At 55.6% G+C, this 547-nt stretch carries 1 protein-coding gene; it reads right to left on the bottom strand.

Annotation, left to right across the window (positions count from 1 at the left end; translation table 11 throughout):
* The coding region (locus HV670_RS30455) for a fumarylacetoacetate hydrolase family protein (RefSeq protein ID WP_175108606.1) at window positions 1–547 on the bottom strand (547 nt) is incomplete at both ends.

Genomic DNA, 547 nt, shown 5'->3' with positions numbered 1-547 from the left:
TTGCGGTGGCTTCATCCCTAGCCCAACACCGGCTGGGGTTCCAGTGATGATGAGATCACCGGGCATTAACGTCATGAACTGACTGACATAGCTGACGATAGTGTCAACATCGAAAATAAGGTCCGAGGTGTTGCCATGCTGACGAATCTGGCCATTCACCTTCAGGCTCAGGTCGAGCGCATTCGGGTCAACCTCATCTCCCGTTACAAGCCATGGCCCGATCGGCGTAAATGTGTCGAAGCTTTTTCCTTTACCCCATTGACCCGCACGCTCGATTTGCCAGGCGCGCTCGGAAACGTCGTTCACTAGACAATAACCCGCGATGGATGCACGCGCCTTCTCGTTGTCGACGCGCTTCGTCACGGAGCCTATGACGATGCCGAGCTCAATCTCCCAGTCTGTTTTCTCCGAGCCTGCCGGTAACACTATGTCGTCGTTCGGGCCACTGATGGACGACGTGGACTTCGCGAACACCACTGGCTCGACTGGAATCGCGAGACCTGATTCCCTCGCGTGCTCACGATAGTTGAGCCCAATCGCGATGATT

The sequence above is a fragment of the Pararobbsia alpina genome, assembly GCF_902859895.1.
Lineage (GTDB): Bacteria > Pseudomonadota > Gammaproteobacteria > Burkholderiales > Burkholderiaceae > Pararobbsia > Pararobbsia alpina.
Note: the sequence above shows the minus strand (reverse complement) of the source record. Positions and strands in the feature narration are given on the sequence as shown.